The 26,923-nt window shown below is 42.2% G+C and carries 21 protein-coding genes; 17 read left to right on the top strand and 4 right to left on the bottom strand.

The window, feature by feature from the left end:
- Positions 1 to 310 precede the first annotated feature (310 nt).
- Together KHM83_RS11365 and KHM83_RS11360 are read left to right on the top strand one after the other, a co-directional pair.
- Positions 311 to 1,351 carry a 3-oxoacyl-ACP synthase gene (locus KHM83_RS11365; RefSeq protein ID WP_213237139.1) on the top strand — a complete coding sequence of 347 codons (1,041 nt, stop codon included), beginning with the start codon at positions 311 to 313 and terminating at the stop codon, positions 1,349 to 1,351.
- Entirely contained in the window at positions 1,344 to 2,648 is a 1,305-nt protein-coding gene (locus KHM83_RS11360) for an acetyl-CoA hydrolase/transferase family protein (RefSeq protein ID WP_213237138.1), read from the top strand. Before KHM83_RS11365 ends, KHM83_RS11360 begins: the two co-directional genes overlap by 8 nt.
- A 222-nt stretch (positions 2,649 to 2,870) precedes the next feature.
- Here KHM83_RS11360 and KHM83_RS11355 read toward each other — a convergent pair whose 3' ends face one another.
- On the bottom strand, positions 2,871 to 4,079 hold the full coding sequence (locus KHM83_RS11355; RefSeq protein ID WP_213237137.1) for an FprA family A-type flavoprotein: 1,209 nt from the start codon (positions 4,077 to 4,079) through the stop codon (positions 2,871 to 2,873).
- A 604-nt stretch (positions 4,080 to 4,683) separates the two neighbouring features.
- Here KHM83_RS11355 and nifJ point away from each other — a divergent pair.
- Positions 4,684 to 8,223 (top strand): pyruvate:ferredoxin (flavodoxin) oxidoreductase, encoded by a 3,540-nt coding sequence (nifJ, locus tag KHM83_RS11350; protein ID WP_213237136.1) that lies wholly within the window; start codon positions 4,684 to 4,686, stop codon positions 8,221 to 8,223.
- Between the two features lie 104 nt (positions 8,224 to 8,327).
- Here the strand turns inward: nifJ and KHM83_RS11345 are convergent, their stop codons facing one another.
- On the bottom strand, positions 8,328 to 8,936 hold the full coding sequence (locus KHM83_RS11345) for a helix-turn-helix domain-containing protein (RefSeq protein ID WP_213237135.1): 609 nt from the start codon (positions 8,934 to 8,936) through the stop codon (positions 8,328 to 8,330).
- Positions 8,937 to 9,354: 418 nt separating this feature from the next.
- Here KHM83_RS11345 and KHM83_RS11340 point away from each other — a divergent pair, with 418 nt between their 5' ends.
- The 5 genes from KHM83_RS11340 (at position 9,355) to KHM83_RS11320 (ending at position 14,676) form a co-directional block, all read left to right on the top strand.
- Positions 9,355 to 10,125 carry an SDR family NAD(P)-dependent oxidoreductase gene (locus KHM83_RS11340; protein WP_213237134.1) on the top strand — a complete coding sequence of 257 codons (771 nt, stop codon included), beginning with the start codon at positions 9,355 to 9,357 and terminating at the stop codon, positions 10,123 to 10,125.
- Between the two features lie 247 nt (positions 10,126 to 10,372).
- A complete protein-coding gene (locus tag KHM83_RS11335) occupies positions 10,373 to 11,167 on the top strand; it encodes an SDR family NAD(P)-dependent oxidoreductase (protein ID WP_213237133.1) in 795 nt (264 codons plus the stop codon).
- A gap of 314 nt (positions 11,168 to 11,481) precedes the next feature.
- Entirely contained in the window at positions 11,482 to 12,513 is a 1,032-nt protein-coding gene (locus tag KHM83_RS11330; RefSeq protein ID WP_213237132.1) for a beta-keto acid cleavage family enzyme, read from the top strand.
- A 156-nt stretch (positions 12,514 to 12,669) separates the two neighbouring features.
- Positions 12,670 to 14,028, top strand: a complete 1,359-nt coding sequence (locus KHM83_RS11325) for a short-chain fatty acid transporter (protein WP_213237131.1) — start codon at positions 12,670 to 12,672, stop codon at positions 14,026 to 14,028.
- Between the two features lie 222 nt (positions 14,029 to 14,250).
- The gene (locus KHM83_RS11320; protein WP_213237130.1) at positions 14,251 to 14,676 is read left to right on the top strand and encodes a hypothetical protein; all 426 of its coding nucleotides are present in this window, start codon (positions 14,251 to 14,253) and stop codon (positions 14,674 to 14,676) included.
- Positions 14,677 to 14,887: 211 nt separating this feature from the next.
- Here KHM83_RS11320 and KHM83_RS11315 read toward each other — a convergent pair whose 3' ends face one another.
- Positions 14,888 to 16,294, bottom strand: a complete 1,407-nt coding sequence (locus KHM83_RS11315; RefSeq protein ID WP_213237129.1) for an MBL fold metallo-hydrolase RNA specificity domain-containing protein — start codon at positions 16,292 to 16,294, stop codon at positions 14,888 to 14,890.
- Positions 16,295 to 16,445: 151 nt separating this feature from the next.
- Here KHM83_RS11315 and KHM83_RS11310 point away from each other — a divergent pair, with 151 nt between their 5' ends.
- The 9 genes from KHM83_RS11310 (at position 16,446) to KHM83_RS11270 (ending at position 25,387) form a co-directional block, all read left to right on the top strand.
- On the top strand, positions 16,446 to 17,327 hold the full coding sequence (locus KHM83_RS11310) for a fumarylacetoacetate hydrolase family protein (RefSeq protein ID WP_213237128.1): 882 nt from the start codon (positions 16,446 to 16,448) through the stop codon (positions 17,325 to 17,327).
- A gap of 93 nt (positions 17,328 to 17,420) precedes the next feature.
- Complete coding sequence (locus KHM83_RS11305; protein ID WP_213237127.1) at positions 17,421 to 18,794, top strand: SH3 domain-containing protein; 1,374 nt, start codon at positions 17,421 to 17,423, stop codon at positions 18,792 to 18,794.
- A gap of 9 nt (positions 18,795 to 18,803) precedes the next feature.
- Positions 18,804 to 20,408, top strand: coding sequence for a putative glycoside hydrolase (locus tag KHM83_RS11300; protein WP_213237126.1), 1,605 nt, complete (start codon positions 18,804 to 18,806; stop codon positions 20,406 to 20,408).
- 126 nt (positions 20,409 to 20,534) lie between these two features.
- Positions 20,535 to 21,164: an orotate phosphoribosyltransferase gene (gene pyrE / locus KHM83_RS11295; protein WP_213237125.1), complete on the top strand. Its 630-nt coding sequence runs from the start codon at positions 20,535 to 20,537 to the stop codon at positions 21,162 to 21,164.
- 80 nt (positions 21,165 to 21,244) lie between these two features.
- The gene (gene trmB / locus KHM83_RS11290; RefSeq protein ID WP_213237124.1) at positions 21,245 to 21,886 is read left to right on the top strand and encodes a tRNA (guanosine(46)-N7)-methyltransferase TrmB; all 642 of its coding nucleotides are present in this window, start codon (positions 21,245 to 21,247) and stop codon (positions 21,884 to 21,886) included.
- Positions 21,887 to 21,901: 15 nt separating this feature from the next.
- Positions 21,902 to 23,455 (top strand): cardiolipin synthase, encoded by a 1,554-nt coding sequence (cls, locus tag KHM83_RS11285; RefSeq protein ID WP_213237123.1) that lies wholly within the window; start codon positions 21,902 to 21,904, stop codon positions 23,453 to 23,455.
- Positions 23,456 to 23,463: 8 nt separating this feature from the next.
- Complete coding sequence (gene lspA, locus KHM83_RS11280) at positions 23,464 to 23,916, top strand: signal peptidase II (RefSeq protein ID WP_213237122.1); 453 nt, start codon at positions 23,464 to 23,466, stop codon at positions 23,914 to 23,916.
- Positions 23,917 to 23,924: 8 nt separating this feature from the next.
- Entirely contained in the window at positions 23,925 to 24,248 is a 324-nt protein-coding gene (locus KHM83_RS11275) for a hypothetical protein (protein ID WP_213237121.1), read from the top strand.
- Between the two features lie 113 nt (positions 24,249 to 24,361).
- The gene (locus KHM83_RS11270) at positions 24,362 to 25,387 is read left to right on the top strand and encodes an LCP family protein (RefSeq protein WP_213237120.1); all 1,026 of its coding nucleotides are present in this window, start codon (positions 24,362 to 24,364) and stop codon (positions 25,385 to 25,387) included.
- A gap of 143 nt (positions 25,388 to 25,530) precedes the next feature.
- Here the strand turns inward: KHM83_RS11270 and murC are convergent, their stop codons facing one another.
- Positions 25,531 to 26,916 carry a UDP-N-acetylmuramate--L-alanine ligase gene (gene murC, locus KHM83_RS11265; RefSeq protein WP_213237119.1) on the bottom strand — a complete coding sequence of 462 codons (1,386 nt, stop codon included), beginning with the start codon at positions 26,914 to 26,916 and terminating at the stop codon, positions 25,531 to 25,533.
- Positions 26,917 to 26,923: the final 7 nt, after the last annotated feature.

Raw genomic sequence — 26,923 nt, 5'->3', positions numbered from 1 at the left:
TGCCGTACAGCCGCTCGAAAGGCCAAACGAAGGGATTGTGTTAAAAGCTAACGAATGGGTCAATATCAAATGAAGATCAGCAATAAGACTGATCTTTATTTTTTAAGAGGAAATAAGGATGAAAAGTGGAAACACTGTTCAGATACATGTACAAAGTGTTGTACATTATATGGACAGTGTTTTATTTTTGTACATATTTGGAGACAAAAATGGCTGTTTTTTGTCTGTTCTATTGAAACTGGTGTCGAAAAAAAGTTGGCATGGCTCTTGCAAATATTAATGACAACAACAAAAGTTTGAGGAGGTTAATATGGCGAGGCGAAATGTTGGCATCGTTGGCACAGGCATCTATATTCCTGAGACCTATATGACGGCGAAAGAAATATCAGAAGCGACAGAAGGCACTTGGTCGGAAGACGCAATTATCAATAAGCTCGGGTTTACGAAAAAGCCAGTTCCCGGTCCGGAAGACGGTACGCAGGATATGGGCGTTAAGGCAGCGATGGATTGTTTAACGCGTACGGGCGTTGATCCACTTAATATCGACGTCATCCTATGCATGGGTGAAGAGTGGAAAGAGTATCCACTGACAACGTCAGCGATTTATATTCAGGAAGCAATCGGCGCAAAAAATGCGTGGGGGATTGATGTACAAAACAGATGCTGTACAACCGTTACAGCGATGAAAATGGCAAAAGACATGCTGATGGCAGATGAAAGTATTGACACGATTATGGTTTGTGGCGGTTATCGAAACGGTGATTTCGTGGATTATCGAGATAAGGACATGAGTATGATGTACAATCTCGGTGCAGGCGCTGCAGCAATTATACTTAAAGCGAATTATGATAAAAACCTATTACTGGGATCACATATTATGTCAGACGGTTCAATGGCAAGAGATGCAGGTGTCGAAATAGGCGGGATTGCCAATCCGATTACAGCAGAGAACTATTTAGAGGCACAAAAGTCACTGAGGCTAATGGCAGCTGATCACATGAAAGCAAGACTGAATGAAGTATCGATGCCCAACTGGATGAAATGTATTGACAAAGCATTCGAAAAATCAAATATCGCAAAATCAGAGCTGGACTATTTGGCTGTTTTGCATTTTAAATATTCAATGCATAAAAAGATGCTTGAGCTCTTAGGGCTGGAAGAAGATCAGTCGATCTATCTCAGTCATTACGGTCATATTGGACAAGTTGATCAAATTTTGTCCTTGCATTTAGCACTTGAGGCAGGCAAGATCAAAGATGGCTCCGTTATTGCAATGATTGCAGCCGGCATTGGGTATGCATGGGCGGCAAATGTAGTCGTTTGGGGCGAAGGAGGCAGTGTAAATGGCTAAAAGCAAGTTTATAACGGTTGAAGAAGCACTTGGCATGATTAAATCCGGTGACCACGTCGTTTCGGGGCTTGCAGGCGCAGAGCCTAAGCTTTTGATGGAATCGCTCCACAGCATTCATACAAATGTTAAGGATGTTCGCGTTATGACTTGCTTGCCAATGGGTGTTTACCCTTATTACGATGATCCACAGTACCGTGAAAGTTTTCTAATGGAAGGCTGGTTCTACAGTGGGCCAATGCGCAAGCGTCATCGCGACAAAACCGTTACGTTTATTCCGAATCATTTGCACTTTGCAGCTAAAAAACGCATTGACTACCACAAGCCCAATGTCTATGTGGGCAACTGCTCGCCAATTGATAAGCACGGATACATCTCACTTGGGCTCAGTGCTGTTTACGAACGTGAGATGATCGAAATGGCAGATATCGTCATTTTAGAAATCAATCCAAATGTACCGAGAACTTTCGGTGATACACTGCTGCACGCATCAGAAGTCGATTATTTCATCGAAACGGATTATGCAATGCCGGAGCTTCCGGCTGCGGCGCCAAATGAAAAGGATAAAAAAATCGGCGAGCACATTGCGGCATATATTGAAGACGGTTCAACGCTTCAATTGGGAATTGGCGGTATTCCAAATGCTGTTGCACAGGCACTAATGTCTAAAAAAGATCTTGGCATTCATACCGAAATGTTCACGGATGGTATGGTCGATCTCTATAATGCAGGTGCTGTCACCAATGCTCAAAAGTCGCTTTTGCCTGGGAAAATGGTGGCTGCTTTTGCACTTGGCAGCAAGAAGCTTTACGATTTTATTGATGACAACCCCGCGGTAGCCATTATGCGAGGTGCTTATGTCAACGATCCATACGTTATTGGTCAGAATGATAAGATGATTTCGATTAATACATCTGTCGAAGTGGATTTAACAGGTCAATGCTGTTCAGAAAGCATTGGATCAAAACAAATCAGCGGAACGGGTGGTCAGGCTGATACTGCTATTGGCGCTCAAAATGCAGAAGGCGGCATGTCTTTTATTGCTCTTTATGCAACCGCAAAAGTGAAAGATCCTAAGACAGGTGAATTCATTGAAAAATCAAAGATCGTGCCGACGCTGGCACCGGGTGCAATTGTGTCGCTCTCCCGTAACGATGTTGACTTTGTCGTGACGGAATACGGTGTTGCAGCGCTGCGAGGAACCTCTGTACGCGAGCGTGTTAAACGATTAATTGCCATTGCGCACCCGAATTTTCGTGAAGAGCTTGCAAAAGAAGCAGAGGCACTCATGCTCTGGTAAGTTGAAATAAATGATTAACGCTATCTCCTAATATGAATAAAATAGATTCCCTTAACCTTTTTTTGGAAAACTCATGCATGCTGCGCCCATTAGATGCATGAGTTTTTCACATTAAAAACCCGATACTGCAATTTTGCGGTACCGGGTTCTTTTGCAATTGTCAGTAAACTGATTAACGCATCGTTTAAGCCTGAAAGTCGCCTAGGCATGTTATTTGATAAACTAGTTTTCCTCAGGGTAGGTTTCGTGCAGTTTTGCGGCAATAGCCTCTCCGAGTTCTGTAAGGGCTTTGAATTCTGCATCTTTTGGCGAATAGGTTGCTTCGATGGATTCGCCAATGCGCTCCCAACCGATTTCATCAACAAATGCATTGATGCCCGAAACGCCGCCGCCCGACCAAGATTTATTGCCAAACACCGAGACATAGCGGTCTTTCAGACTTGAATTTGAAAGTTTAGCGAGAACCGTTTCAACAGAGCTGAATACTTTCGTATTATAAGCACATGACCCGATGACAGCGGCTTTATACTTCCAAATTTCACTTAGAATATAAGACGGATGGGTTTTAGAAGCGTCAAAGACCTTTACATCCTTAATGCCGTTTTCAGCGATAATTCTCGCAAGAAAATCAGCCATTTTTGCGGTATTACCATACATAGAACCATAGACGATAACGACGCCTTTTTCTGCTTCATAACGGCTCCATTTATCGTAAAGGCCTATAATTTCGCCAGGATTTGATCGCCAAATCGGACCATGTGTTGGTGCGACAATTTGAATATCAAGACCTGCCAGTTTTTTGAGGCTTCGCTGAACCATGGCGCTGTATTTTGCCACGATATTTGAATAATATCTGCGCGTTTCATCTTCATAAAACTCATAATTGATTTCATCATCAAAAATGCCGCCGTCCAGCGCGCCAAAGCCGCCAAAGGCATCCATAGAGAAGAGCACTTTAGAAGTTGTTTCGTAAGTCATCATCGTTTCCGGCCAGTGAACCATCGGTGTCATGTAAAATGTCAACTTGTGAAAACCGAGGTCAATGATGTCGCCTTCGACGACTTCCATATAATTTCTTGTGATGCCGTAAAAACCTTCTATAAAAGGAAACGTTTTTTTATTGCCGACAATTTTCATGTCTGGATAAGTGCCGAGAAGCGCGAGCATCGAACCGGAATGATCGGGTTCCATATGATTGACAACTAGATAATCAACGGGTTTGTCACCGATGATTTCCTTAATTTTCTCAAGATACTCTGTCGTCTTATTGAATTTAACTGTGTCGATGATGGCAACTTTTTCGTCGTTGATGAGATAAGAATTATATGCTACGCCTTTCTCAAGCGGCCAGTAATTTTCAAATAACGTCGTTTCGCGATCGTTGACACCGATCCAGTGAATCTTGTCTTTAATCGATAATCTGCAATTCATCTTTTCACCTCATTCAATTGGTTGTTGTTTTCGTTCATTATTATAGATTAAAATTACCCTTCAAGCATCATTATAACACATAAATTATTTATTTTTTAACAAGCTGCAAACAAATTGTATACAAAGTTTCTATCGTCTGAAAGGTAAAATCGGATTAACGAGACAGGAAGCGATAGATATCGGAGCCATAGAAGTAAGGGATTTCTAAAGTCGTTGTTAAGATCACTTTAATTAAAGATTAAAACAGTCAAAAAGACTTGAAAAAAATAATTGTATACAAAATACAACGGTGTTATAATAAAAATAACGCGGAGAATGTTAGGTTGAATATACTCAAGGTCGTATAGCAAGCGTGAAACATGAATAAATTTGTGGCAGGGCGTGTATTATTTGTTTTAATTTTTGTAATATTTTGATAAACTAATAGTTAAGCAATTAATTATATTTACGCATTTAAGCGCTATTAACCTAGTATTTGATGCAAGTGCTTATCATGTAGCGAGTGAATTAGACCAACGCGTCGACTTCGTTCGTCAAGTGACAGGATTGTATGATAATACAGTACTGTTTGAGATCTATATTGATTAAAGGAGGCTATTTAAAAATGGGTAAAAAAGTAATGAAAACCATGGATGGTAACACCGCTGCTGCATACGTTGCCTATGCATTCACGGATGTTGCTGCAATCTACCCAATTACCCCATCTTCAAACATGGCAGAGTCTGTAGATGATTGGGCAGCACATGGCAAAAAGAACATCTTTGGTCGTCCCGTAATCGTATCTGAAATGCAATCTGAAGCTGGTGCAGCAGGGGCTGTTCATGGGTCGCTTCAAGCAGGTGCATTGACGACAACTTTTACAGCGTCTCAAGGGTTATTACTCATGATACCAAACATGTACAAGATTGCCGGTGAGCTATTGCCGGGTGTGTTCCACGTCAGCGCTAGAGCGGTTGCTTCACATGCACTTTCTATCTTTGGGGATCATTCTGACGTTATGGCGACACGCCAAACAGGTTTTGCAATGCTTGCATCGGGTTCTGTACAAGAAGTTATGGACCTTGGCGGTGTCGCGCACTTAGCGGCAATTAAAACAAGCGTACCATTCTTACACTTCTTCGACGGTTTTAGAACGTCTCATGAAATCCAAAAAATTGAAACCATTGACTACGATGATTTTGATCGTCTGGTTGATCATGATGCCATCGTCGCTTTTAGAAAGAAAGCACTCAGCCCAGAGCACCCTGTTACCAGAGGTACGGCTCAGAATCCTGATATTTTCTTCCAAGCGAGAGAAGCATCTAACAGCTATTACGATGCGATCCCAGAAGTCGTTGTCGATTACATGAATGAAATCAATAAAATTACTGGCAGAGATTACAAACCTTTTAACTACTATGGTGCACCTGATGCAGAGAACATCATCGTTGCAATGGGGTCTGTTGTTGAAGCCATTGAAGAAACCATCGATTACCTGAATGCCAAAGGCGAAAAATACGGCATGATTAAAGTCAGACTGTATCGACCATGGACAGACAAATACTTCTTTGATGTCCTGCCTTCAACGGTTAAGAAAATCGCGGTACTCGATCGTACAAAAGAGCCTGGTTCAGACGGTGAACCACTTTACAAAGATGTTCGCGCAATGTTCTTTGGCAAAGCTGATGCACCGATTGTCGTGGGCGGCCGTTATGGTTTAGGTTCTAAAGATACAACGCCTACGCAAATTAAAGCTGTTTATGACAACTTAAAAGCAGATGTACCGGCAAATGGTTTTACCATTGGTATCAATGATGATGTTACGAATCTTTCGTTAACTGAAAATGACAGTGTCGTCATCGAAACGCCGGGAACTATTCGATGCAAATTCTGGGGTCTTGGCTCCGACGGTACAGTTGGTGCCAACAAAAGCGCCATCAAAATTATCGGTGATAAAACAGATAAATATGCACAAGGTTATTTTGCATATGACTCTAAAAAATCAGGCGGTATTACAGTATCCCACTTAAGATTTGGCGACAAGCCGATTCGTTCCACTTACTTAATTGTTGAAGCGGACTATGTCGCATGCCATAATCAGTCATATGTTTATCAGTATGATCTGCTCAAAGGTCTTAAAAAAGGCGGCAGCTTTGTTCTCAACTGCAAATGGAATGCAGAAGAACTCGAAGCATTGCTTCCGGCATCAATGAAGCGTTATATTGCGAAAAATGATATCAAATTCTATACGATTGACGCGACGAGCGTAGCGGAAGAAATTGGTCTTGGCAATCGCATTAACATGATTATGCAAGCGGCATTCTTTAAACTCGCAAACGTTATTGAGATTGATAAAGCGATTGCATATTTAAAAGAAGCCATTGAAAAATCATACGGCAAAAAAGGCCAATCTATTGTTGAGAAAAACAATAAAGCTGTTGAATACGGTATTGAACGTCTCGTAAAAGTAGATGTGCCTGCTGCTTGGGCAGATGCAAAAGACAGCGATGTTGCACCAGAAGCGACAGGTGAACCTTCATTTATCAAAGATATTTTAAGACCGATTACGGCTCAAAAAGGTGATGATCTGCCTGTTAGCATTTTCAAAGAAACAGCAGATGGTACATTTGAAGCAGGTTCGGCGGCTTATGAAAAACGCGGTATCGCGGTAAATGTACCTGAATGGCAAATTGACAACTGTATCCAATGTAATCAATGTTCGTATGTGTGTCCACATGCTGCCATCAGACCTTTCTTACTGACTGAAGAAGAAGTGGCTGCGGCACCGGCAGGTCTTGCAACGAAAAAAGCAATTGGCAAAGGGCTTGAAGGCTTGGCATATAAAATCCAAGTTTCACCTTATGACTGTACTGGCTGCGGCAACTGTGCCGACGTCTGTCCAGCAAAACAAAAAGCACTTATCATGAAACCGATTGAAACGCAAGTCGAACAAGAATCGCCAAATTGGAACTATGTCATTGATTTACCGGTTAAAGATGATAAAATGCCGCTTTCAACTGTAAAAGGTTCACAATTTGCACAGCCGCTCTTCGAATTCTCAGGTGCATGTGCAGGCTGTGGTGAAACACCTTACATGAAAGCAGTAACACAGCTCTTTGGCGACAGAATGATGATTGCCAATGCAACGGGCTGTTCTTCGATCTGGGGTGGTTCTGCACCAGCAACACCTTATACAAAAAATGCAGCAGGTAAAGGTCCAGCGTGGGCGAACTCACTGTTTGAAGACAACGCTGAGTATGGCTATGGTATGGCGGTTGCCGTTAAAGCAATTCGCGCCGCAATGAAAGAAAAATTTGCAACAGTAGCTGAAATGGCTGTTGCAGACGATGTAAAAGCAGCATTTGCAGCTTGGATTGAAGGCATGGAAGATCCGGATGCTTCTAAAGCAGCTGGTGCGAAAGTGCTCGCCATTGCAGAAGCGGGATCGGATAATGCAGAACTTGAAGCCGTTCTCAAATATACAATTGACAATGCCGACTACCTCGGAAAACGTTCTTTATGGATCGTCGGTGGTGACGGTTGGGCATATGATATTGGTTACGGTGGTCTTGACCATGTACTCGCAAGTGGTGAAAATGTCAACATCCTCGTATTTGATACAGAAGTTTACTCAAATACAGGTGGTCAAGCTTCTAAGTCAACACCGGTTTCTGCGGTTGCAAAATTCGCAGCATCGGGGATGCGCGTGAAGAAAAAAGACCTTGGTATGATCGCAACCACTTATGGCTATATCTACACAGCACAAGTTTCAATGGGTTCTAATCAAGCGCACTTCCTCAAAGTTTTACAAGAGGCTGAAAGTTATGATGGACCATCACTCATCATTTGCTACTCACCATGTATCAACCACGGTATCAAAGGTGGTATGGGAACAGCACAAAGAAGAATGAAAGAAGCCGTTGCATCTGGATACTGGCATTTATGGCGTTTTGACCCACGCTTAAAAGCAGAAGGTAAAAACCCATTTGTGTTAGATTCAAAAGAACCTTCTGATAGCTTTAGAGAATTCCTGCTTGGTGAAACAAGATATACAAGCCTTAAAACACAATTCCCTGAAGTGGCAGAAGAATTATTTACCCTTGCTGAAGCACAGGCGAAAGATCGCTATGAAGGCTATGTAAGAATGTCAAAGATGGAATATTAAGCATTACAGAACATTAAGCATAAAAAGGGATTAGGCAATTGCCTAATCCCTTTTTATATGTTTAAAATTAAAAAGATTTAAAATTTTGCATTTAATTAAGATGGTTAAACGTGAAAATGATTTTCTTGTGGCACGAGATGCGGGTTGTCTGCCACATCCGTGTAATAGATTACTGAATATAATACAGAAGGATTTGATGAGACGTTGGTCACTGTGTGCAGCAGATCACCCGCATATCGCACGGTATCCCATTTTTTCGCAACATATGTTTCAATGACGCCGGTTTCGAGATTTTCAAAAATAAATTCAAATTCGCCTTCGATGATAAAGCAAATTTCATCGCCCTTATGCGTGATAGGACCAATTGATGCGCCGGGCTCCAATCGGAAGTGTACTGGGAAAATAGGTGCTTTGCCCGGGTCGGTTAGAAGAATGTAGGATGAAATGCCTTCGATGTCATAGCCCAACTTTTGACACTGTTCTAATGGCAATACCTTATTGCTCTCGGAAGCATCCTCATATAAATCTGAAAGTTTTTTGCCGTACACATCTAGAATACTCTGTAGCTTACCAATGCTAATACCTGATCGGCCATTCTCTACCAAACTCAAAAAGGCAGATGAGATCCCAACCTTTTCGGAAACATCCTTAAGCTTTAAACCGCTCTTTTCTCTCATTTGTTTTAATTTGAATCCCAATAACCAATTATCCATTTTCTATTTCCTATTTCCTTTCTTATGTCATGATCATCTAATGTCTAACGTCCAATGTATATCGTATATAAGTCGTGTGAATAATCACACGCAAGGCAAGCATTAATTGTATAATCATGTGAAAAATCCTAAAATGTTTCGAAAAATTCTAAACCATTCAAATATATTTAAATTTTAAATCAATTATACCATAATCGTTATTGGCAAACGCAAAAAAATGGAAAATTACTTGCCTGATTTCATTGAATTTTTTAATGATATGCCTATTTGACGAATCAAAAGGGGTTGACAAAGAAAATAAATAGAGTTAATATTTAACCAATACTTAAATATTAAGTAATACAATATATTTAAGTATACGCGGATTTTGATTGTATCAAAATTTTTAAATGTTCTCAATAGAAAAGGAGGCAATGCAATGAAGTATGGACTTGATTTTCACAACAAGATTGTATTGGTCACAGGTGCTGCGCAAGGCATTGGCAAGAGCATTTCGATCGGTTTCGCTTCACTAGGTGCCACAGTGCTGTTGGTTGATTTGGAGCAAAATGAGCGTCGAATGGTGGAGATTGTCAACACGGCTGATGATGTGGGAGGGTGCGCTGAACTATTTTGCTGCGATATTACCAATGATGCCAGCGTTGATAAAATGTTGAGTGATATTAAACATCAGTATGGACGTGTGGATATTCTCATTAATAATGCAGGCATCTACCGCACAGGTCCCTCTGTTGAATACAGTTATGAAAACTGGGATAGGACATCGGCAATTAATGTCAGATCACATTTTTTTATGTCGACTAAAATTGCCAAACATTTTATGATTCCGGCAGGCAGGGGCAGAATTATATTTATGTCATCAACCGCAGCACATTTTGGCGTACCTGAAGCGGTTGCATACGGTGTCAGCAAAGCATCTACACTGCAAATGACAAAGGCGCTTGCGGCAGAGTGGGCGAAATATAATATTCACGTGAATGCGGTAAATCCATTTTTTGTAGCAACAGATCTCATCGCCTTTTTTGACGAAAAGACGGTTGAAAGCATTGCTCAAAAAAGTCCGCTAAAAAGAATTGCAAATCCAGAAGACATCGTTGGGGGCGTACTGTTTTTATGTTCGGATTTGGCCAATTATATTACGGGCGTTCATCTGGATGTCGATGGTGGCAGAACCATTGCAGGAAGTTAAAAAAACACTATATTGTGAGGGCAGTATAAGGTGTTGCTCATCATTGACACAGGCGGAACAAATAGAATAAAAGGGCTGGCGTGTTATGAACAGATAATTGAATAGGAGGGGTTAGATTGTTATGGTTCATCATTACTGATGTATGCAATTGCTACAGATATTCGCCATGTAAGTACCTCAAGGCATTGGCATAAATCGAACATTTTCAGAAGCTAGCCAATCAATAACGTGAAAGGGGTGGATTAAATTGAAACAGATCATTCCCTATGGCAACGCAGACAAGCTTTTCGACTTACATGGAAGAACCTGCTTTATCGTTGGCGCAGGTGGTATTGGTGCGACGATAGCAAAGGCGTTTGCTCAAAAAGGCGCCGAGGTCATCATCGCCGATATCAATGCGCATGAAGCGATGCAGATATGCGCAAATATCCAAGCGGAGGGTGGTAACGCCCATACCTATACGATTGATGTGACACTGAAGGAAAATGTTGTAAAGGTCGTCGAAACAGTTTTGCAGCAATTTGGGAAAATCGACGTGCTGGTAAATGCCGTGGGCGTGAGTGCAACGGACAGCGCAGTTGATTTTAATGAAAAGGCAATTGATAGAATTTTGGATATCAATTTAAAGGGATCTGTATTTTTGAACCAAAGCATAGGCAAAGTGATGATTGCTCAGCGATATGGAAAAATAATCAATATCGGGTCTATTGGCGGCGTCCTTAATCATACCACTTGCACAATGCCCTATTCGATCAGCAAAGCGGCTGTGCATCAATTGACGCGAAGCTTTGCCGGGGAACTATCCGAATATGGCATTAATGTCAATGCAATTGCACCATCATGGGTCCACACGCCGATGATGGAAAATAGAGAAACAGCAATATATGAAGGCATTCGGAAAGGGGTTCCCTTCGGCAGGATGATGGCGCCGCATGAACTGATAGGCGCCGCGGTGTTTTTGGCAACAGATGCTTCAAATTTTGTCACGGGCATCACGCTCTATGTCGATGGCGGGTATTTGTCCTGCAAACCTTTATATTAATTATATTTTTGTCCACAACCACATGTAGAACATAGATTACCCCTAGCAATGAGCAAAAGTCGATGCTGCGCTAACAACCCTGAGTGCAGTGTCGGCTTTTGTGTTTTTTGCGGATAAAGAAAAATGCTGCGAAAGGTGATTTTTGAACTAAATTTGCATTGACATTTGCGGAAAGATGATTTAACATTTAATTATCACTTAAATATTAAGTATAATTTAAAAGTTTTATGGATGCGATGTTTAATCAAAAGAGAATAAGAAGTGCAAAAAACACATGCAGTTTATTTTTCTCAATATGAAAGGAGTGTATGAAATTGCAAACGAATAAAATTAGGTGGGATGTTATTGAGCAGCTCTCAAAAGAGCACGGCATGCTCTCAAAGACTTTTTTCTATGGATTGCCTGAAGTGACAGATCCGGTGCACACAGCTGTAGCGACGGATGACGTGATTGTACAGCCAAAATGGGACATCTCGGACAAGGTTGTTATTTCAACTGCAGTTGTTGGTTCATTTTACAGCAAGAACGGCAATCCGAACCAGCCAATAACACCAGATGAAATTTATAATTCGGCGAGAGAAGCGATTTTGGCTGGGGCGCCAATTATTCACATTCACGTAAGAAATGAAGATGGCTATAACCGTTTAGATCCAAAACTATTTAATCAGGTCATCGGTTCATTAAAAAAAGAATTTCCAGATGTCATGTTTGACTGCTGCCTTGTGCCAAGATATGAAGGCGACTGGGAGCGTATGCTGGAAATGCTCGATTCGAAGCTCATCGACGTAACACCAATTAATACGACGGCAACTTACTGCGGAGATATGCTGCTGACGAAAGCACCGCATATTATCATTCAAAAAGCGCGCCTTGTTCAGGAGCATGGCATTATTCCACAAATCGCAGTTTATTCGGATGGTGACATTGACAATGCGGATCGCTGGCTGTTTAAAACAGGGCTGGTTGAAACCGGTGCAACGGGACAGCCATCGCATTGGCTCATCTTAGCAGACTTGCCGGGTGGTAGCCCAATGCCAACAAAAAGCGGCATGGTGGAAACTTTTATGCACTTACACAACCGCATCAAGGAAATTGACAAGGATGCAGTCATTATGGTGTGTGCATCCGGACGTGCATCAAGTTATTTGGCAACGCTTGCCGTGTTGATGGGATGTCATATTAGAGTGGGGATGGAAGATACGGTGTGGAAGTGGCCGCACAAGGATGATAAGATCGAGAACAATGCTAAGACATTCTTGGATTATAAACAGTTATGTGCACTGCTGGGGAGAGAAGTCGCAAGTCCGAATGATTACAGAAAATTGATTGGATTACCGCTCAAATAGCATAGAAAGCGTTATTAAAGAACCTTAATGCAGTTAAGACAGTGAGAAGCGCCATGGAAAAGGGTACAAAGCTTCTCACTGTTCAATCGCATTAATGATAAAAAAGTGCCAAATAAAGCGCACTGTAAAAATGAGATATGATTGGGAGGGGTTATAATGTTATGGCGTATTTCAAAGAAATTTAATTTTGCGGCAGAAAAAATCATTCCGGACACATTTGTATTTTGCATTCTCTTGACATTTGTATGTATGTTGGGGAGTCTTATTGTATCAAATTTTAATTTTTCACTGGTTATCTCTGGCTGGCGTGATGGTATATGGTCCATGAACAGCTTCGCATTTCAAGTTATCCTCATGGTTGTCGTATGCAGCGCCTCGGCGAAATCAACGCAGGTTAAGAAACTGCTCATCAGAATATCTGAAATTCCAAAATCACCGTTATCGGCAATGGTCATTTTTCTAGTTACGATTTATATCGCCAGCTTTATCAATTGGGCATTTGGCACAATCCTTACCGCCATTCTGGCAACCTATCTGGCTAGCAAGGTTAAGGGACTGCATTTTCCAATGATGATCGTCGGCGGATATATGGTCATGGTTCAATCTCAGGTAATCACACCAAGTATCAGTGCTTATGCGCTGGTGGCAACACCGGGGCATTTCCTCGAGGATGCCATTGGTGTCATCCCTCAGAATTTAACGGCGTTTAATCCAATGAATTTGCTTCTCTTTGCCATTACGACAATCGTCTTATGCAGCGTCGTCATTTTCACGCGGCCGCCGAAGGATGAAATCGTTGAGCTTGATGCAAAATATTTGGAAAAGGTTCAGGGCGAGGATGTCGAAGACGAGGCAGACGATGAGGAACGCTCATTGGCAAACAGCATGAATAAAAGCAAATTGATTATGTTGTTGTTTGGTATATTCGGTGTTGCAGCAATTATTCATTCTGTGATGACTAAGGGCGTTCTGGGGTCTTTGAACTTTAACGGTATTATATTCATCTTCATGGTTTTGAATATGTTTCTCTATAATACACCGCGCCGCTATTATCTGGCAATGAAACAAAGTGCAAGTGCTTCTGCAGAAATTTTGCTTCAATTCCCATTTTATGGCGGGATCATGGGCATGATGCAGTCCTCGGGTTTAGCGAGTGCAATAGCAATGTGGCTAGTCAACATTTCTTCGGCAGATACATTTTATGTTTTTTCATTCTGGTCAGCGGCACTGGTAAATATTTTTATTCCTTCGCAGGGTGGTCAATGGATTATTCAGGGGCCGATTTTGACAGAGGCTGCTCAAACGCTAGGTGCACATATACCATATGTTCTGAATGCATTCCTGAATGGTGATGAAATGACAAATCTCTTTAATCCGCTTTGGGCAATGCCGGCTTTGGCAATCGTAGAGATGAAGCTGAAAGATGTCTGGGGATTAATGTTCTTTCTATTAATATTCTGGTTTATTGTCGTAACATTGGGATTATATTTTCTTCCAGGGCTGTTCCCGGTTTAACGGACGGGCAGGACTGAAAATATCAATTGAATAAAATTTATATGAGAACCCTTCTGTCGGATGGCATTGTCAGAGGGGTTCACTTATTGTGAATGAAATGGAATTGTAATAGAATAGCTATGGATTTTCAAAGGAGAATACGGTATTATTTTGTAGCAACGTGTTGATATTATCCATCGGATGGGTATGGAAATAACAAGGCAAAGTCTACAGGAGGATTAAATGAATTTTTTACGCGTGAGTACGAGACTGTTTTGTGATGTCTATGAAGCATTTAGAGGCCTTACAAAAGATTCTAGAATGACAGCATGGGCGGGCAAATCAGAAGCGATCGTACGCATCGGCGAAATCGAGTTTAAGATGTCGATTGATTTAGAGGTGCCAAACGAACGTGTTGAGTGGGTATTGCCGGATGAGGGGCTGCGATTAACATTTAACATGATGAAGTGTACATCCAAGACTGAATACTGTACGGAAGTGCATCTTGTCGTTGCATCACTTGATGGTGAAGCGCTGTCTGATGAAGTTGGGAAAGTGTGGCAAAGAAATGCTAATCAATTGATGGAACAGTTGAGAGCACATTACAATAAAGACTGGGTTATCTTGGATACAGATTTGAGTTTAAGCCAGTTAAGGGGAAGTCTGTAAATCGTTTTTTAAAATAGCAAAACAAGCCAAATCGAAATCATGTAATGCATTGGCATCAAGGCCGACGGCATTATGAATAAAACTTATAAAAAGCCGATGTTTCAGTTCGTTTGAAACACCGGCTTTTTAATGAGGTAATTGCGTCATCAAATAATGCCTTTAACCCTATTTAAATCACATCAATAATTCTAAGTGATTTGGGATCAGGTTACTAGAGTAAATGAAACACTTCACCGGCACCCGGAATGACAATTTCGGTTTCAGGCGGCATTTGCTCTGATAATTTTTCTGCAAAGACGTCCATCGCGGCGGGTTCACCATGAATAATAAAGAGTCTTTCCAGCGATTGCATCGCTTTGGTCCAAGCGAGGAGATGCCGCTGGTCGGCATGACCTGAAAAGCCAGTAATCGTATGAAGCTTTGCCTTGACGGCAATGGTTTCATCAAGTATAGAGACAGGACTCTCACCTTCTTGGATGGCTCTGCCCAATGTTTCTTCAGCTTGAAAGCCAATAAAGACGACATGCGTGTTTTGACGCCATAAATAGTGTTTGAGATGATGCTTGATTCGACCGGCATCACACATGCCGCTGGCGGCGATGATTACTTTTGGCGACTTGTCACGATTGAGTGCAATGGACATCTCGATGCTTTCAACGAGGTGTAAGTTCGGCATATTGAATGGATTGCGATCATAACTTTGAACGCCTTCATTCATATAGTCTTTATTGTCGCCATAGACTTTAAAGGCTTCAAGTGCCAATGGCGAATCGACATAAAACGGAATGTGTTCCAGCAGCTGACGTGTTGCTTCGTCTGTGTTATCAATAAAGGTATTGAGCTGATAAATGAGTTCCTGAGTGCGCCCGACGGCAAAAGAAGGTACGATAACGGTTCCGTTTTCACGCACGGCAGTACGAATAATATCTGCAAACGCCTGCATGCGCTGTTCGACGCCAACGTGATTGCGATCACCATAGGTTGATTCGACAATGAGATAATCAGCATCCGATATAGTGACAGGCTTGTTTTGAACGGGGTTGCTGCCGTTGCCGAGATCGCCGGAAAAAACGAGCTTCTTTAGACCTTCTTCACCTTTAAAGGTTAAAATAACGCTGGCGCTGCCGAGCAAATGACCTGCATCGACGAATTTAAATGAAAGGTCGCCTTCGATGGTCATTTCATGTTCATAAGTAAGCGGATAGAGATATTGCAGCGCGATAACGGCGTCATCCTCTGTATACAGCGGAGGTACCTTTGGCAGTCCGGCACGTTCGCGTTTCTTGTTGTCAAAAGCGTTTTCGGCTTCGTGAATTTTGCCTGAATCCCGTAAAAGAACATTGGTGAGCGCCATCGTCGGATAAGTACAAAAGACTTTGCCGTTGAAGCCGTGTTTGACGAGAAGCGGTAACCTGCCACTGTGATCCACATGTGCATGTGTTAAAATAATAAAATCGAGGTGTGCCGGATTAAAAGGCAACGTGTTGTAATTGAGATTTTCTTCCTCAAAATTTCCCTGAAACTGTCCGCAGTCGACTAAACCTTTGAGATTATTATGTTCCAGATAGTACATAGAGCCGGTAACGCGCCCTGTTGCACCGATAAAAGTGATTGTCATTGAGCTCACATCCTAATCATGAAATTCATTCTTTGTTCTCTCTTTGTTCTATTGTACCCTATTTTTTCTGTTTCTTGCGAAAAAACTGTTGTCATAAAGCCGCCGAAATAAGATAATGGTATCAATATAGGACGACATGAGGAGGATGACGATGAAATTTGCAGTTTGCACGAAATCCGGTAGGGCATTGGGGCTTTGCCTAGTCACCGAAGAAGGGGTAAAACCACTATCTCAAATTTTGGGCATTCAAGTGGATGGCTTATATGAACTGGTTGAAAACTGGGAGGATATGTGGCCGGAACTTGAGCGCAAAGGCAGTGAACTGATGCCGATACCGCTTTCGGAAGTGAAGTTTGAAACACCGGTCAAGACGCCAAAGCGTAATATTATCTGCGTCGGTAAGAATTATCTTGAACATGCAAGAGAACTTCAGGGCAAAACTGCAACGCTGGCAGGCATTCCAACAGAGCCCATTTTTTTCTCAAAAATGGCATTTGAAACCATTGGGCCTGAAGACCATATTATCTATGAGACATCCGTTACCAATGAAGTGGATTATGAGGCTGAGTTGGCAGTGATCATTGGCAAGCGCATTAAAAATATTACTGAGGCTGATGCCGAAGCGGCCATATTTGGCTATACTGTCAGCAATGACGTGAGTGCTCGTAATCTTCAAGTGCAGCACATTCAATGGCATAAGGGAAAATCGCTGGATACCTTTACACCGCTTGGTCCAGTCGTGGTGACGAAAGATCAGTTTGATTACCCGCCCAAATTGAAGGTTGAATGTTTGGTGAATGGTGAAGTGCGACAGTCCAGTTATACCGATAATTTAATTTTTAGCATCAGCAAATTGATTGCGACACTTTCACAGGGGATGACATTGATTCCGGGGGATATTATTTTAACGGGAACACCGTCGGGGGTCGGCATGGGCTTCGATCCGCCAAAATATTTAAAAGACGGTGATATCGTTACATGCCGTATTGAAGGAATCGGGGATTTAACGAATAAGGTTGTAACTAAAAATTAACAATCCTGTAAAGCAGGGGCCATAGGTTTTTGGTACAATAGAAAAGAACTCATATTTAAAATAAGCAGAAGAGAGAGACTAAAAGGGGCGTATATGCTGAAACTCACAAAGAAAACAATTGTACTGATGGCCTTAATTTTTGGGATTGCCAATATGAATTTTGCAGAATCAAAAGAAGTGCCTGAAATGCCTCAAGATACAGGTGCTGCAATTGGTGTCGAAAAACCGGCAGTATCTGAAACAGGTGGTACGACGACTGGCGATGCGATAGAGGTCGTCAAACAGAACAATGAAGGTTTTACATTGGTGGAATCCTATTCGCTGAATCCGCCTGAACGCATTAATTTAGATGAAATTGCGTATAATAAATACCATGTTGGCTACTATTATATTGTTGCGGTCAATAATGCCGTCAACATCCGTCAGCAGCCGACGACGGCTAGTCCCGTTATTAAGAGCTTGGGACTTTACGGCAAGATGAATGTCTTCGAAAAAGTTAAAGGGCAGTATTTCGTAAAGTCAGATGGCGATGAGTGGTACCGCGTGTACTGGTATGAAAACGAAGAAATCAAGACAGGCTATATTTACTCGAAAATCGTATCGTTTAGACAATTTCGATTTGATGTGGCGCTCGATAAAATCGAACACCTTGAAACTTTTTTCGATGGTGCGAGAAAAATGGGCAAAATAAATAATTATAAGAATTACAGCGGCAGAGCACCACTCAATAACGGCAGTGACACAGATGCCTTTGGCAATAAGCGCGATCAGTCAGCACCGTTGTATGAGACGAACAGTACCGACAGTGCTTTTAGATATTTGCTGGATGGGCAAATTTTTGATATCTTGGATGACAGCGGCGATCTGTATTATGTATATGTTCCGGACATTGATGCAGAAGGCTATGTACCGAAAAAGTTTGTTTCTACTTCAAATTCTGTCAAAGCGATCAATCAAGTTGTTTTTATGGACCTGCACAATCAAAATATCTCTACGCTAGATCTTGTTGAAGACCAATGGGTGGTTCGCTCACTGTCTTATGCGACATCCGGCAAAGAAGCGGAGTTTAAAGAAAAGACAGTTCCGGGATATTATGCCGCTATTCAGAAAAAAGATCAGTTTATCTATCTCGACGATGTGACAAAAGAATTAGATGGCTATGCACCGTTTGCTATTCGCTTTAACGGTGGTGCGTATCTGCACGGATTTCCTGTGACATATCAATGGGTTACAGAGCAAAAACTGGTTAGTGAAGCGGAATATGATGAAAATAATCTTTTGATTAAAGAAGCTGAGTACGAAGACATTCGCATTGGTGGTCCAATAGATCCGGGACACATTGAGTATTCATATACACTTGGAACGATTCCGCTTTCGCATAAATGTGTTCGAAACCCAACTTCTCATGCTGAATTCATGTACAACTGGATTGTATTGGATCAAAGTATTATTATTATATCTGAATAGGAGAATTGAATGAAGCAATCTAAAAAGCTTCTCGCCATAATGGGTATTGCGATTGTATTGGTGGCCTTTGTGATTATCGGGCGCCAGTACAATCTTTTTGCGCGTTCTGGAAATGAAACGGCGGCAGATGAAGTGACTGCCATGCCATCAAATGATGAGACCGAAAGCGAAAAACAAGCGAGACTTGAAGCAGAGCGCCTCGAGGCAGAGCGCCTTGAAGCGGAACGCATTGAAAAAGAAAGGCTCGAGGCAGAACGACTGGAAAAAATTGAGAAAGACATCGCAGAAAATACGTGGTACATTGCGAAAAATGATGCAGCAGTCTATGCTTCTGTATCGGAAGATGCAAGTGGAGACGACCCAACCGTCGAGGGCGAAACGACAGCAGCCGCAGAAGTGCCAATTGCGACGCTGTCAAAGCGCACGGAGATTTATGCATCAGATTACATTGAAGATAATGAAGGCAATCCGAAGTGGGTTGAAATTAAGAGTTCATATGATGCGTTAAAGCCAATAGGGTTTGTTGCATATTCAGATCTCGTAAGATCGCGTGCAGACTTTATTACAAAGCCATATGAAGATGCGGATTACACTGCATTTGAAAAAGGCGGTTCATATGAAGACAATCCGCCTCAAGTGGTAAAAGGCATATACGTAACCGGGCCGTCGGCTTCCACAGCAAGAATTGATGAGCTGATTGATTTGATTGATCAGACATCCTTAAATACAATGGTCATTGATGTTAAAGATGACAGCGGGAAGCTTTTATTTTATACAGATGCGGCTGGCCAATACAATCCTAGCGCCAATGACAGCGTTTATATAAAAGACATTGATTCCTTTGTTCAAAAACTGAAAGCACATGAAATTTACCTAATCGCTCGAATTGTAACCTTCAAATCGCCAGTTTATGCTAAAGCGAATACAGATAAAGCTATTGTCTATAAAGGCGGCGGATTATACAGTGATGCAGACGGCCTTATTTGGGCATCGGCATACAATGAAGATTTATGGGCTTATAATGTAGGGGTTGCAAAAGAAGCGGCGGCAAAGGGCTTTGATGAAATCCAGTTTGACTATGTTCGGTTTCCCGCAATCTCCAATAAGGATAGGATTGATTTTCGAAATGAAACAGGCGCAACACAAGTTGCGGCGATTCAAAATTATTTAAAATATGCTTACGGCGAATTAAGTCCGATGCATGTCTATGTGTCTGCCGATGTCTTCGGATGGGCTGCAACAGCAATTAACGATGTTGGCATTGGTCAGCATTGGGAAGCAATTGCCAATGTTGTCGACTATATTTGTCCAATGATGTATCCAAGTCATTACGGTACCAATAATTTTGGACTGTCTGTGCCTGATGCGCAGCCGTATGCAACGGTGGATGCCTCTATTAAAGATGCTCTAAAACGGAATGAGAATCTAGAAACACCGGCACAGATTAGACCGTGGATACAGGATTTTACCGCAACATGGGTAAAAGGACATATTCGTTATGGTGCAGCAGAAGTCGAAGCGCAGATTCAGGCACTATCAGATAACGGCATAGACGAATTTATGCTTTGGAATGCTGGCAATCGTTACTCGGAAACAGCAGTGAAAGATGAGTGAGAATGATTGTGTGAAAAAGATCGTGTCGGCAAGACTGTGAAGATAATTCTGAGTATGATCTTGAAGACTTTTCCATATGTTTGAGGGCATATTGATGGTATAATAAAACAATTGTAGGAGGCATGTATGCTAGCAGAAAAAATTGCAGGGGCACTGCTGGATATTAAAGCAGTATCGATTGTAGATGAAACAAATTTATTCACATGGGTATCTGGGATTAAGTCGCCTGTGTACTGTGATAATCGAATGACGATTAGTCATCCTGCCGTACGGAACATGATCGCAATGGGTTTTGCTGATCGCATCAAAGCGAATTACCCTGATGCAGAAGTGATTGCGGGAACGGCGACAGCTGGTATTCCCCATGCCGCATGGGTTGCTGATATTCTGGATCTGCCAATGGTTTATGTCAGAAGCGGTGCAAAAGGCCACGGCAAGGGCAAGCAAATTGAAGGTGATTTTAAAAAAGGTCAAAAAGTGGTTCTTATTGAGGATTTGCTATCTACAGGAGGCAGTTCAATTGCCGCCTGCAATGCGCTAACGGATGAAGGTGCCGTCGTACTCGGTGTATTGGCGATTTTCAGCTACAATTTTGCAGCAGTGACAGATGCTTTTGCGGCAAAAGCAATCCCATTTGAAACACTTTCAGATTATAAGACGCTGTTGCCGATTGCCGTCGAAAGGGAAATTGTGCCAAAAGCACAACTTGATGTTTTGATGAAATGGAGTGAAAATCCTAGAATTTTTACGGATTGATACGACGAGAATAGAAAGTGTGCTCAAAAGGGCAAGATTTGTTATAATGAGTAATGAAGTTTTAAGCAAGAGGTGAAAAATTGCGTGTTCGTAAGAAGCCGGGGGCTATGGAGGCCTTACTGGCGTTTGATACAGTTTATATTGATGCGCCAATGATGCATCGTGGTGCATGGCAGCAAGTATTTGGCAATGATGCGCCGATCTATGCGGAATTTGGTGGCGGCAAGGGAAGTTTTATCATTGAGATGGCTAAGCGCCATCCAGACGTTAATTTCATCATGGTGGATGTCATTACAGAAGTCATGTTGAAGGCGGCAGAGAAAGCAGCAAAAGCAAATGTACCGAACTTGAGGTTAATTAAGCTGGATTTGGCGTTTTTAGACCAAGTGTTTGCACCTGATGAGCTGACGCGCATTTATTTGAATTTCAGTGATCCGTGGCCTAAAAAGAGGCACTATAAAAGGCGGCTGACTTATCGGGACTTCTTGATGAAATACCATGAGGTACTAAAACCCGATGGCTGGATTTATCTTAAGACAGATAATCAGCTGCTCTTTGAATTTTCACTTAATGAATTTGCAGATTGTGATATGAAGATGCGTGCGATTTCGCTAGATTTGCACAGCAACCCCATTCCGTGGAATGTTATGACGGAATATGAACAAAAGTTTTCTGAAATGGGGATGCCGATTTATCGCGTCGAAGCACAATTTAGACTTTAATAATAGAGGTGTTCCGTGGAAAGACAGATTAAGCGCGCCATAGCACTGATACTGTTGGTTTTAATTGCTGCGGGGCTCGTGTTTGTGAGCTACGAGGCGTTGCTTTATTATGTCCAATTTTATCCATGGCTCGAATGGGTTCCTAAGGTATTGGATACGCTTTTTCGCATCAATATTGTCTGGATTGGACTGGTGATCTTCCTAGAAAACAGCAATCCGTCCAGAACAGTGGCATGGTTGCTGGTGCTTACGCTTTTGCCGCTGCTGGGATTTGTCCTTTACGTTTTGTTCGGTAGGAGCTACCGTAAAAAATATCGTTCAGAAGCAAAGCACTTAAGAGATTCGGAACAAATGTTGAAAGCAGCTGAAATTCAGAGAAGCTTGCTGGATATTATTGAATTGCCGCATGCAACCAATCCATATAATAAACGACTGGTGCATTTGCTGTTGCAAAATGCCCATGCGCCGTTTGCGATACGTAATGAAGTAAAGGTGCTGACCAACGGTATTGCGAAGTTCAACCAACTGATTGAAGCGATCGAACGGGCCGAGCATCATATTCATATAGAGTACTTTATCATTAAAAACGATCAAATTGGCAATGAGATTAGACGTTTGCTCATAGCCAAATCCAACGAGGGTGTTAAGGTCAGGCTGATTTATGATGCCGTCGGATCATGGAAGCTGACGCCGTATTATTTGGACAGCCTTAAACGCGCCGGCGTTGAAGTGTTCGCGTTTTTTCCGGTGGCATTCCCACTGCTTTCAAGAGATCTTAATTATCGCAATCACCGTAAGATTGCCGTTATTGACGGGAAAGTCGGGTTTGTTGGCGGGTTAAACATTGGCGATGAATATTTAGGGATGTCTGATAAATTTAAATTCTGGCGTGACACGCATCTTGAAATCAAGGGGGAAGGTGTTTATGCGATACAAACGATTTTTTTAAATGACTGGAACTTTGTTTCCAATCAAATGCTGACGGGGGCGACTTATTATCCGCAGCATCATGTACAGCGCATTTCGATGCTCCAAATTGCGGCTTCTGGTCCTGACTCAGAATGGCAGTCGATTTTGCAGGCCTATTACAAAATGATTGCCAGTGCCAACGACAAGATTTGGATTACGACGCCTTATCTCGTACCTGAAGACAGTTTGATGATGGGACTTAAGACGGCGGCGCTCAGTGGTGTAGACGTCCGAATAATCATTCCGTCTCAGCCGGATCATTTTTTTGTCTATTGGGCTTCTCGTGCGAATATTGAACCGCTGCTCAAGGCCGGCGTGAAAATTTACCGATACAATAATGGTTTTATTCATTCGAAAATTATGATTGTCGATCGATTGTCCGCAACGGTTGGGACGGCTAATCTTGACATACGTTCAATGGAGATTAATTTTGAAATCAACGCTTTTATCTACGATGAAGAGGTCATTATACGCTTGGAAGAAGATTTTATCCGAGATTTAGAGGATTGTCGTGAATTCATCCTCGAATCTTTTGAAAAGCGTCCGTTTAGAGAACGATTTTTAGAGGCATTGGGGAGACTTGTTTCGCCGCTGCAATAGGAGGTAGCTTGTTATATTTTGCATTAACCTGCGTATTGATTGTCCTAGATCAATGGATGAAAGCGTGGGCGATTGACAATCTAATGGGACAGCCGATTAGAACATTGATACCCGGTATACTGGGACTGAGATACATTGAGAATACAGGGGCTGCTTTCAGCATATTAAGCGGCAAACAGTTGGTGCTCATTCTAATTACCTTTATTATTTTAGGGGCCATTTTTGGGCTGTTTATCAGAGCGGTTAAGAATCACGAGCACTTTATTGTACAGCTTTCTTATAGCTTGATTATGGCAGGCGCCATTGGTAATTTCATTGATCGCGTACGCTTTAATTATGTGGTTGATTTTTTCGAATTTAAATTTATAAACTTTCCGATTTTTAATGTAGCAGATGTTGCCATTGTCAGTGGCGTTATCCTGCTCGCCATTGCAACGCTGTTTTTAGATTATAATCTTTAGGAGGCGTGATGAAAGAATCGATGTTGAGATGGTTGAAGATAACGGCTGCATTAACAGCAGGTGCTTTAGCGCTTGGCGGTGTGATTGGCCTCATCTTTGGATGGGGATTTTTATCAGGAGCGTATGTGTTAACGCTGATTGCAGCAGTCATGATGATGTTGGTTGCCATTTACTATATGGTTGGCTCACCTGGAAAGCGGTTTGATTTTTTTACACAGAGACGTTATCGTGAGGACGATGCCAAAGATTCTCTCAGCGATGCAATTGGTCCGATTGGCATTGCTGTCTGGTTGATGGCATTCGGCTTTTTTTTAGAAAGTCTATTACATTGAACAGTGGCTACAGATGGTATCCTGTAATAGAATTGTAACCAAAACGAATAATTTCTTGTAAAGAATTTGTGATAGAATGTAGGCAATTATTGAAACGAAGAGGAGAAATACCTTTGAGAGTATACCTGAGAATTTTTATTTTGGCATTTGTCGCGTTCACGGCAATGTTTACAGGTGCATATTTTGCACTGGACAAATATTATGAAAATGAGCTTATTCAAACGGCATCTATTGACAAGCCGGTATCAACGGAAGTGCCTGTGTCAACAGAGCCGGAGGAACCTGTCGAAGTGGATAATCGCACGGAACTCGAAAAATTAGCAGATGCTTCAAATAGAATTAACATCATCGCATTTGGTCTCAACGACGGGTTAGCGGATACCATGATGCTCATCAGTTTTGATCCTGATACAGCAGCAATGGATGTTATTTCAGTTCCGAGAGATACCTATTATCCAATTGAAGGCTTTAATGATCCAACACAGAAAAAGATTAATGCCGTATATGGGATGAAAGAAGTTGGCGGCAGTACAGGGATGAAGAACTACCTGGCAGCGTTTTTCGGCGTCCCGGTTGATTATTATGTACGCATAGACTTTAAAGCGGTTGCGGCAATTGTCGATGTGCTCGGCGGCTATGATGTCAATGTTCCTTTTGATATGGACTATGATGACGAATGGGATAATCCGCCGTTGCATATTCATTTTGCAAAGGGCAGTCATCACTTGAGCGGTGCAGAAACAGTCAAATATTTGCGCTGGCGGAAAAATAACGATGGCTCACATTCAGAAGGGGACATTCAGCGCGTTTCAAGACAGCAAACATTTGTTAAGTCGATGCTGAAGAAGGCGCTGTCTTCAAAACTGCCAACGGTCATCAATACGGCGATGAAATACATTAAAACCGATATGACGCTGGAAACGGCGCTTGGGTATGCGATTCAGGCTGCGAGCATGGAAGGTGACGATATTATATTCCACACTGTCGCGGGGACGGATAAGATGATGAATGGTCTGAGTTATTGGATTCATGATCCGGCTGAACTTGAAACGCTGATGTACGGTCTGTACGGCGTAGATGCGAATAATGGCGAAGGAACTGATACGGCGGGGAACAGTTCAGAACAGACACCGCAGTAATCCGCGCCTGCAATAGCAGAAAAAAGCGAAAACAATTGATCACAGTCATATAAAAAGCTTATGTTTGATGGGTGTTAACCCATGAAACATAAGCTTTTGTTGTTAGGTGTGCTTGTGTGTGCTGTTGTTAAAGACTTGCCTGCTTATGAAGCGCCCCATTGATGCGCTAAAGTGTGTGTGACCTTATAAATATCACCGGCGCCAACGGACATAATAAGATCGCCGGCTACAGCAGTTTTTAAAAAATGAGCTTCAATGGCTTCGAAAGTTTCGAGGTAAAGTGCGTTAACACCCTCTGCCTGAAGTGCTTTCACAAGATCTCTTGCATGAATATCACCGGGATCTTTCTCACGTGCAGCGTAGATATCTGTCACGATGACTTCGTCGGCATTTGTGAAGGCGCCAGAAAAGGCGTGCAGCAATTCTTTGGTTCGTGAATACGTATGTGGCTGAAAGGCAACGCGAATGCGTTTGACACTAGCCATTCTGGCGGCGGCATCAAGGGTTGCTTTAATCTCCATTGGATGGTGCGCATAATCATCTACCAGCAAAACGCCTTCCGCTTCACCAATGTGTTCAAACCGGCGATTGGCGTTTCGGAAAGAAGCGAGTCTTGTGACGATGGCTTCAATATCTGATGTTAGCTGTGTGGCGGCAGTAAAAGCCGCCAGTGCATTATAGATATTGTGTTGTCCCGGAATGGATAGACTTATCTTGGTGATAAAAGTATCCCCATTGTAAATGTCAAAAGTTGGATAGCCATAGTTATTGTAAATGATATTCTTTGCCGTGAAATCACATGCCAAAGTGATGCCGTAGGTAAGACATTTGCCTGTATAAGCCGCCCGTACCTTTCGTGCATTGAAGTCGTCACCGTTAATGACTAAAAGCCCGTCTTCGCGGATATTACCTGCGAATTTCACAAAGGCACTTGCGATATGGTCGAGATCTCGGTAATAATCTAAATGATCTTCATCGACATTTAGAACAATACCAATAGAGGGGTAAAATGATAAAAAGCTTTCCTTATATTCACAAGCTTCTGTGATAAAAATCTCACCTTTTCCGATTCGAACATTACTGCCAATGTCGGCGAAGTCACCGCCAATCAAAGATGTCGGATCATAAGTGGGATCGTTAAAAATGCGTGTAAGCATGGAAGTCGTCGTCGTCTTGCCATGGGTTCCTGAGATGGCAATGGTTTTTTCATAGCCAAGCATGAGCTGACCGAGCATTTCGGCGCGGCTAAGACATGGAATATTATTGGTCATTGCATATTGAAGTTCCGGATTGTCATCGCTTACAGCGGCTGTATAGACGACGAGCTCTGCGCCCTGCACATTTTCTTCGGCATGTCCGCGATAAATGACGATGCCTTTGTCAGCAAGTCTTTTCGTTAATGTTGAAGTATTGAGATCAGACCCGCTGACATGGTAGCCATTGTGATTTAAAATCTCAGCAATGGCACTGTTGCTGACACCACCAATGCCAATAAAGTGCACATTTGTGATGGCGTTTATATCAATCATAGGATTA

This window comes from Fusibacter paucivorans (genome assembly GCF_018390735.1).
GTDB lineage: Bacteria > Bacillota > Clostridia > Peptostreptococcales > Acidaminobacteraceae > Fusibacter > Fusibacter paucivorans.
Note: the sequence above shows the minus strand (reverse complement) of the source record. Positions and strands in the feature narration are given on the sequence as shown.